The organism is Streptomyces sp. NPDC056160 (assembly GCF_042268205.1).
Classification (GTDB): Bacteria; Actinomycetota; Actinomycetes; order Streptomycetales; family Streptomycetaceae; genus Streptomyces.
Genome location: NZ_JBHJUW010000231.1, coordinates 1 through 8,448, shown reverse-complemented (window position 1 = coordinate 8,448; position 8,448 = coordinate 1). Strand labels below are relative to the sequence as shown.

5 protein-coding genes and 2 pseudogenes are annotated in these 8,448 nt (G+C 73.8%); 4 read left to right on the top strand and 3 right to left on the bottom strand.

Going from position 1 to position 8,448, the window contains the following annotated elements:
- Window positions 1-167 precede the first annotated feature (167 nt).
- Window positions 168-935, bottom strand: a pseudogene (locus ACFC02_RS40415) (cache domain-containing protein); the annotation flags it as partial.
- 82 nt (window positions 936-1,017) lie between these two features.
- Window positions 1,018-1,749, bottom strand: a complete 732-nt coding sequence (locus ACFC02_RS40410; RefSeq protein WP_376367670.1) for a FadR/GntR family transcriptional regulator — start codon at window positions 1,747-1,749, stop codon at window positions 1,018-1,020.
- Between the two features lie 111 nt (window positions 1,750-1,860).
- Between ACFC02_RS40410 and ACFC02_RS40405 the strand changes: the two genes are divergently transcribed.
- The 4 genes from ACFC02_RS40405 (at window position 1,861) to ACFC02_RS40390 (ending at window position 5,912) form a co-directional block, all read left to right on the top strand.
- Window positions 1,861-2,898 carry an ABC transporter ATP-binding protein gene (locus tag ACFC02_RS40405; protein WP_376367668.1) on the top strand — a complete coding sequence of 346 codons (1,038 nt, stop codon included), beginning with the start codon at window positions 1,861-1,863 and terminating at the stop codon, window positions 2,896-2,898.
- Window positions 2,899-2,926: 28 nt separating this feature from the next.
- Entirely contained in the window at window positions 2,927-4,123 is a 1,197-nt protein-coding gene (locus ACFC02_RS40400) for an ABC transporter substrate-binding protein (protein ID WP_376367666.1), read from the top strand.
- 3 nt (window positions 4,124-4,126) lie between these two features.
- Window positions 4,127-5,026: an ABC transporter permease gene (locus ACFC02_RS40395; RefSeq protein ID WP_376367664.1), complete on the top strand. Its 900-nt coding sequence runs from the start codon at window positions 4,127-4,129 to the stop codon at window positions 5,024-5,026.
- Between the two features lie 70 nt (window positions 5,027-5,096).
- Window positions 5,097-5,912 (top strand): ABC transporter permease, encoded by an 816-nt coding sequence (locus ACFC02_RS40390; protein ID WP_376367662.1) that lies wholly within the window; start codon window positions 5,097-5,099, stop codon window positions 5,910-5,912.
- Between the two features lie 368 nt (window positions 5,913-6,280).
- On the opposite strand, the pseudogene ACFC02_RS40385 reads toward ACFC02_RS40390, so the two are convergent.
- Window positions 6,281-8,448: pseudogene (locus tag ACFC02_RS40385) on the bottom strand (hypothetical protein); the annotation flags it as partial.

The following is an 8,448-nucleotide window of genomic DNA, read 5'->3' as shown; positions in this document are numbered from 1 at the left end:
GACCGCCGGCCTCGCGCATCCGTTCGCTCCGCGGCTTCTGCTGACCGCCGGCCTCGCGCATCCGTTCGCTCCGCGGCTTCTGCTGACCGCCGGCCCCGCGCACCCGCTCGCCCCCCGCCCCCCGCCCCTCGCACTACCCCCCGGCCCCCCGGCCCCTCGCCCCCGCCCACCACCAGCACGAGGGGTACGCCCCGGCACGGCACCAGCCGTCGTCCGCCGTCGTCGACCCCGCGCGCCCCCTTGAGTACCGCCGCGAAGTCCGGTCCGCGGGTGAGGGATCCGGCCAGATGCGCCGGATCCGCGGAGGCGGCCACCCGGCCGCGCGCGTTCACCAGATGGGCGGCCCGGGGCAACTGCCGCAGCAGCGGGAGCACCGCCGCCTCGAAGTGCCGCAGGTACACGTCCGCCGCGGCCACCCCGGCGAAGCCGTCCGCCCCGCGCACCGGTGCGGACAGCGTCAGGCTGTACTCGGCGGAGCAGAGGTAGTCGACGTAGGGCCCGGCCACGGCCCGCAGGCCGGTGTCGCGCGGGAGCGCGAACCACTCCCAGTGGGTGTAGTCCGCGTACGCCGACCGCCCCGGATCCAGGTCGAGCAGCAGCGGCCGCACCTCGCCCCCGGCCGCGACCTGCCACCACTCCAGCCATCCCGGCACGTCCGCCAGCAGCCCCGGCGCGGCGACGAACCCGACTCCGGACATCAACTCCGCACGGCGCAACCGCAGATGCAGACCGGGCCGCAGCGCGGCGAGGTCCGCGCTGACCGGCCGCCGCCCCCGGGACCGTACGCGCCCCAGCAGCGCCGCCGTGTCGGCGCCGGTCTCCGCGACCGCCTCGAACACCGCCTCCAGGGCAAGGCCGACCCGCGCGGCGACGCGCTCCTCGGCGCGGCTGCCGCCGGCCGCCGCCGCCACGGCGAGGCCAGGACTCCTGCTCATCGCGCCCTCCACCGGCCGTAACCGGAGTCGGGCGAGCCCCGGCAGCGGTTCTCGCGGGCGCGGCCGGCCCCGGACAGCGCTCCTAAAGGGCCAGCCGCACGGCGATCAGCCGCGCCGCCGCACCCCGGACGCACCGCTCGGCCGACGCGCGGGCCGCCTCACCGGCGCCATCCTGCACGGCACGGACGACACCGCGCTGCCGCTCCGCGACTTCTTCACGATACGCGTCGTCGTCGAACACGAGGCACAGCAGCGCACCGACCTCCCGCTGGAGCGCGACCTGCTCACGGGTGAGCCGGGCCGACTGCGCGGCGGCCGCCAGTTCGACGTGGAAACGGCCGTACACCCGGCTGCGCGCCGCCGCCCCGCCCGCCGACCCCAACTCCTCGACCGACCGGTGCAGGTGCGCGAGATCGTCCGGCGCCGTGCGCTCCGCGGCGAGCCGGGCCGACGTACCCGACAGGGCGGACCAGTGGTCGCCGAGGTCGCGCAGTTCCTCGGTGCTCCAGCCGCTCAGCCGGGCCCGCAGCCGCTCCCCGCCCGGCAGTTCGGGCAGGGAGACGAAGCTGCCGCCGCCGCGACCGCGCCGGGTGGTCACCAGGCCCTGCTGCCGCAGCGCCACCAGTGCCTCCCGCAGGGTCACCGTGGACACCCCGAGCCGACCGGCCAGTTCGCTCTCGCCGGGCAACTGCTCCCCGTCGGCCAGCAGACCCAGCTCTATGGCGTCGCCGATCCGGCCCACCACCGCGTCCACCCGCGCCCGGCCCTCCACCGGAGCGAACACCGCAGCACGGGCGCCGACTTGCTGATTCAAGGCCACCACCTCGCCCGCGGACCCAAGTCGTGCCCGGAGGCGGTCTTGAGCTTTGAACTATGACTTCATATGTTTCCGTGCAACGTACGTGAGCGCCAGAAAGGTTCCCGCATGGAGCGAAGCGCGATCCGGCTGCACGGCCTGCGCAAGACGTTCGGCGGGACGACCGCGGTGGCCGGGGTCGACCTGGAGATCGGGGACGGGGAGTTCTTCTCCCTGCTCGGGCCGTCCGGCTCGGGCAAGACCACGGTCCTGCGCCTGATCGCCGGCTTCGAGACCCCCACCGGGGGCAGCATCGCGCTCGGCGGCCGGGACGTCACCGGCCTCGCCCCCTTCGAGCGGGACGTCCACACCGTCTTCCAGGACTACGCCCTCTTCCCCCACATGACCGTCGAGCAGAACGTCGCCTACGCCCTCAAGGTCCGCAAGGTGCCCAAGGCGCAGCGGCTGGTGCGGGCCCGCGAGGCGCTCGACCAGGTCCGCCTGGACGGCTACGGCAAGCGTCGCCCGGCGGCCCTGTCCGGCGGCCAGCGCCAGCGCGTCGCCCTCGCCCGCGCCCTGGTCGGCCGCCCCCGGGTGCTGCTCCTCGACGAACCGCTCGGCGCCCTCGACCTGAAGCTGCGCGAGCGCATGCAGGCCGAACTCAAGGCGCTCCAGCGCGAGGTCGGCATCACCTTCGTCCTCGTCACCCACGACCAGGGGGAGGCGCTCGCCATGAGCGACCGCGTCGCCGTCTTCCACGAGGGCCGCATCGAGCAGGTCGGCACGCCCGCCGAGATCTACGAGCGGCCCACGACCGCCTTCGTCGCGTCCTTCGTCGGCACCTCCAACCTGATCCGGGGCGAGTCCGCCCGGCGGATCCTCGGCACCGGCGGCGTCCACAGCGTCCGGCCGGAGCGGATCCGCGTGCGCGAGGAGGCCGCCGTCGCGGACGAGCCCGGACACGCCACCGCCACGGGCACCGTCGCCGAGGTCGTCTACCTCGGCGACTCCACCCGCTTCCTGGTCGACCTCGACGCCGGCGGCCGGCTCACGGCGCTCCAGCAGAACCTGGAGACCTCCGCCGAGGACGTCGCCGCCTACCGCGGCACCAGGGTCCGCCTGACCTGGCACCGCCGGCACACCGTCCAGGTCCCCGACGCCCGCTGAACCGTTCCCGTCCCCTGGGAGGCACGTCATGCGCCCCGCCCGAACCCTGCTCGCCGCGGCCGCCGCCGCGACCCTGCTCGCCGCGACCGCCTGCGGCTCCTCCGGCGGGGGCGGCTCCTCCGCCGGCGGCCTCAACCCGCCCGACCTGAAGGCACCCGCCCACCTGGGCCGCACGGAGGGACAGGTCGACCTGATCGCCTGGGCCGGGTACGTCGAGGACGGGACCGACGACCCCAAGGCCGACTGGGTCAGCGGCTTCGAGCGGCAGACCGGCTGCCAGGTCCGCTCCAAGGTGGCCGCCAGCTCCGACGAGATGGTCAAGCTGATGAAAACCGGCCAGTACGACGCCGTGTCGGCCTCCGGGGACGCCTCCCTGCGCCTGATCGCATCCGGTGACGCCGCCCCCGTCAACACCGCTCTCGTGCCCAACTACAGCGGCATCTTCCCCGATCTGAAGATGCAGCCCTGGAACTCCGTCAAGGGCAAGGCGTACGGCATCCCGCACGGCCGCGGCGCCAACCTGCTCATGTACAACACCCGCAAGGTCGAACCGGCCCCCACCTCCTGGTCGGCGGTCTTCGACGGCGCGGCGACGTACAAGGGGCACGTCACCGCCTACGACTCGCCCATCTACATCGCCGACGCGGCCCTCTACCTCAAGGCCACCCGCCCCGAACTGAAGATCAAGGACCCCTACGCGCTGGACCAGAAGCAGTTCGACGCGGCCGTCGCCCTGCTGAAGAAGCAGAACGGCAGCATCGGCGAGTACTGGGGCGACTACCTCAAGGAGGTCTCCGCCTTCAAGAGCGGTGACTCCGTGATCGGCACCACCTGGCAGGTCATCGCCAACCTCGCCGCCTCCGAGGGCGCCGCGGTCAGGGCGTTCGTCCCGAAGGAGGGCTCGACCGGCTGGTCCGACACCTGGATGGTCTCCGCCAAGGCCAAGCACCCCAACTGCGCCTACAAGTGGCTCGACTGGATCGTCTCCCCGAAGGTCAACGCCCAGGTCGCCGAGTACTTCGGCGAGGCACCCGCCAACGCCGCGGCGTGCGGGCACACCAGCGACCGCAACTTCTGCACCACCTACCACGCCGCCGACACCGAGTACTGGAAGCGGATCGCCTTCTGGAACACACCCATCGAGCAGTGCCTGGACGGCCGCACCGACGTCACGTGCGTGCCCTACGCCCAGTGGGTGCGGGCCTGGACCGAGATCAAGGGCTGAGCCGTGACCGACGCCACCGCGCGAAACGCGGCACGCGCGCCCGGTGCGGCCCGGCGGCTGGCCGGGGCACTGCACCGCCGCCCCCGGCTGCGGCTCTCGCTGCTGCTGACGGCCCCGCTGCTGTGGCTCGCCGTGCTCTACCTCGGCTCGCTGAGCGTGCTGTTCGTCTCCGCCTTCTGGACGACGGACACCTTCACCTCCGCGGTCGTCAAGGTCTGGTCCGCGGACAACTTCCACGCCCTGCTGACCACACCGGTCTACCGGCAGGTGATCGTGCGCAGCATCGGGGTCGCCCTCGCGGTCACCGCCTTGTGCGCGGTGATCGCCTTCCCGCTCGCGTTCTACACCGCGCGCGTCGCCCGCCCGCGGTGGCGCCCGCTGCTCGTGGTGGCGATCCTCACCCCGTTGTGGGCGAGTTACCTGGTCAAGGTCTACGCCTGGCGGCTGATCCTCGCGCAGGGCGGGCTCGCCGACTGGGCGCTGGAGCCGTTCGGGCTCTCCGGCCCCGGGTACGGGCTGCCCGCGACGGTGCTGACCCTGACGTACCTCTGGCTGCCGTACATGATCCTGCCCGTGCACACCGCGCTGGAACGGCTGCCCGCAGGGCTGCTCGACGCCTCGGCCGACCTCGGCGCCCGGCCCTGGCGGACCTTCCGGTGGGTGGTGCTGCCCATGGTGCTGCCGTCGGTCGCCGCCGGGTCGGTCTTCACCTTCTCGCTCAGCCTCGGCGACTACATCACCGTCCAGATCGTCGGCGGCAAGACCCAGCTCATCGGCAACCTCGTCTACTCCGACATCGAACTCGACCTGCCCATGGCCGCCGCCCTCGGCACCGTCCCCGTCGTCGTCATCGTCCTCTACCTGCTCGCGATGCGCCGCACCGGCGCCCTCAGCAGTCTCTGAAGCCTCTGACAGCACGCCGCTTCCGGCCGCACCCAGCCTCCGACCACTTCGCACCGAGGGGATCGCCGTCATGCAGCTCTCCCGCCGGGCGCGCATCGCGCTCCGCGTCGCCGCCGGCCTCGGCTTCGCGGTCATCTACGTCCCGCTGCTGCTGGTCCTCGTCAACTCGCTCAACCCCGACCGCAGCGCGAGCTGGCCGCCCCCCGGACTGACCCTGCGCTGGTGGTCGGCGGCCTGGCACAACTCCGGTGCCCGCGCCGCCCTGTGGGTCTCCGTCGAGGCCGGCCTCGGCGCCACCGCGATCGCCCTGGTCCTGGGCACGCTCATCGCCTTCGCGGTGGCCCGGCACCGCTTCTTCGGCCGCGGCACCCTCTCCTTCGTCGTGGTGCTGCCGATCGCCCTGCCCGGCATCGTCACCGGCATCGCCCTCAACTCCGCCTTCTCCACCGTGCTCGCCCCCCTGGGAGTCGGCCTCGGCCTGTTCACCGTCGTCGTCGGACACGCCACCTTCTGCATCGTCGTCGTCTTCAACAACGTCGTGGCCCGGCTGCGCCGCACCTCCGGCTCGTACGAGGAGGCGGCGATGGACCTCGGCGCCCACACCTTCCGCGCCTTCACCGACGTCACCTTCCCGCTCGTGCGCTCGGCGCTGCTCGCGGGCGCGCTGCTGTCCTTCGCGCTGTCCTTCGACGAGATCGTGGTGACGACCTTCACGGCGGGGCCCGGTGTCCAGACGCTGCCGGTGTGGATCTTCGGGAACATGACGAGGCCGCGCCAGGCCCCCGTGGTCAACGTCGTGGCGGCCGTCCTGGTCCTGCTCTCCGTCATCCCGATCTACCTCGCCCAACGGCTGTCGTCGGACACGGCGACCACGAGCCGGGTGTAGCGGCGCGGGAGGCCCCGGTGAGGTGCGGGGCCGGGCGCCACGGGGCGGACGCCGTGCTCACGCCTCGAACGGTGGTGGAACGGCGGCCAGGGCGGCGCCGGGCCCCGCCCGCGCAGGTGTCGCCCCGCGGCGCCATCGCCACGTCGTCCCCGGCGGGCGTCAGGGTGGGCCGGGGCCCGGCCAAGGCGGTGACCTCGGCGCCGTCCAGGCACATGCGGCCGGTACGGCTCAGGCTCCACCGGCCCGGGTGGGTCGGCACGCACGAGGGTGCGGGTGGCCCGGGGCCGTCGGTGTCCGGCTCGTGCTGCGGGCCGGTGCCGGCGCGGCAGGGCCGCCGCCCGGTCACCGGACGGCGGCCCGCGTGCCTGCTAGAAGAAGCTCCCGACGAGCGAGGAGACCCCGTCCGCCACCTTCGAGACGCCGCTGGCCACGGGTGCGGCGACCTTGGGCACGACGCGCGTGATGCCCGCGCCGATGGCCGCGACGCTGAGGACCGTCTTGCCCGCCGACACGGCGAACTTGCCGCTGGTGAAGCCGTACTCGATGCCGTTGCACACGGTGCTGAGGGCCGAGGTGGCCACCGAGACGCCGACGAGCACGCCGGCGATCGCCCCGAGCACGGGCGCGGCCGGCGGGAAGAACGCCGAGGCGACGAGGAGACCTCCGGCGACGAGGCCGGTGGCCATGCTGGTCCACTCGAAGGCGTCCGCCCACCAGCCCGCGTCCGAGTACCAGGGGTCGTCCCCGCCCTGGCCGGTGCCGTGCGGGTTGACCTGGTCGTTGTGCTCGTTGTCGGCCGGGTTGCGGTTGTTGGCGCGGTCCTCCTTGGCCTTCTGGGCCGCGTCCTGGGCCGCCTTCGCGATCTCGGCCTGCCGCTTGTCCGAGGCGATCTTGCGGGCCTCGGTCGCGGCGTCGGCGGCCGCCTGCGCGTCCTTGCCCGCCTCCAGCGAGGACTGGCGCGCGGAGGCGGCGGAGGCGCGGGCCTGGTAGGACGACTGGAGCGCGCTGCGGGCGGAGTCCACGGCCTTGTTGGCCGAGTAGTTGGCCGAGCGCGAGGCGCTGCGCGCGGTGGCCGCGGCGGCGGCGGCCGAGGCGGCCGAGGCCTTGGCGTCGGCGGCGGACTTGTCGGCGGCGTCGGCGTTGTTCTTCGCCTCCGTCGCGTAGTCCTTCGCCTTGTCGGACGCCTCGACGGCCTTCTTGGCCCAGGCCTCGGCCTGATCGGCCGCGTTGTTGGCGAGGGCGGCCGCCTGGGATGCCGTCGCGGCGTTCTGCTGGGCCTCCTGGGCGATCTTCGCGGCGGCGGCGATCGCGGCCCGCATGGCGGCGGAGTGGCTGAGCGAGTCGAAGTCGAGCTGCGCGGCGCGGTACTGCACCGACTCCACGAAACGGCGCCGCATCCACGTCGGCCCGGCCATCGACACGGCCGCGTACGCCTTGGAGTACTCGCCGCCCTGGGCTATGACGGTCGCCGTGGTGACGGCGTCGTCCTCCTTGACGGCCTCGGCGAGGTCGTGGTCGAAGAACTTCTGCAGCGCCTCGGGCGTGTTGGCGTCGAGCGCGTCGTTGGCGGCCTTGGTGACGGCCTTGCCCGGCTTGGCGGCCAGGATGCGCCCGATGCGGACCCGGTTCTCCTCCGAACCGGAGCGGATCATGCCCGAGGTGACGAAGTCCCCGATGGCGGCGGTACTGCCGTCCGCGAGCGCGGCGGCGGCAGCCGCGGAGACGGCGGGGTCGGAGGTCTGGGCGATGTAGAGGACCGTCTCCCGGTCGTCCTGGCCCTGGGCGACCATCCGGTCGAGGTCGACCCAGTTCAGGATGTCCATGTCGTCCCCGGCGAGGGCGAACTGCGCGGCCTCGCGGGACCAGTTGCCGCTCGCGCCGAGGAAGCGGACGGCGGCCTTGCGGCCGAGGGTCGCGGCGAGCCCGTAGTCCTCGGCGGCGAGGGCCGCGGTGGCCTTGTCGAGCCAGTCCTGCGTCTCCTGGGCGATCCGCTGCTGCTGGAGGCGCTTGCCCTCGTACTCCGCCTGCTCCTTCGCCTCGGCCTGGGCGAGGGCCTCCGCCTCCTCGATGCCCTGGTCGCGATCCTGGTACAGGCTGTTCAGCTCCGCCTCGCGCGCCGCCTTCTCGACCTCGACGGCCTCGGCGACGGTCTGGGTGGCGGTGTCGGCGGCCTTCACGGCCTCGGCCGCGTACGCATTCGACTTGTTGGCGTAGTCGCGGGCCTGGCCCGCGTACTTCACGGCCTCCTCGGCCGCGTCGGCCGCCTTGTCCGCGTGCTCGGCGGCCGCGTTGGCGGCGTCGCGGGCGTCGCGTGCTGCGGTGGCGGCCCGGTTGGCGAGGGCCTGCGCCGTGGAGGCGGCGTTGGTCGCCTGGTTCGCGGCGGTCGAGGCGATGGCCGCCTGCCGCTTGGCCTCGGCCGCCTCGGACTGCGCGACCCCGGCGGAGGCCGCGGCCTGCGCCGAGGCCGTCGCTGCGGCGGCGGCGTTGCGGGCGGCGGACGCGGCCGACGAACCGGCGGCGGAGGCCTGCGCGGAGG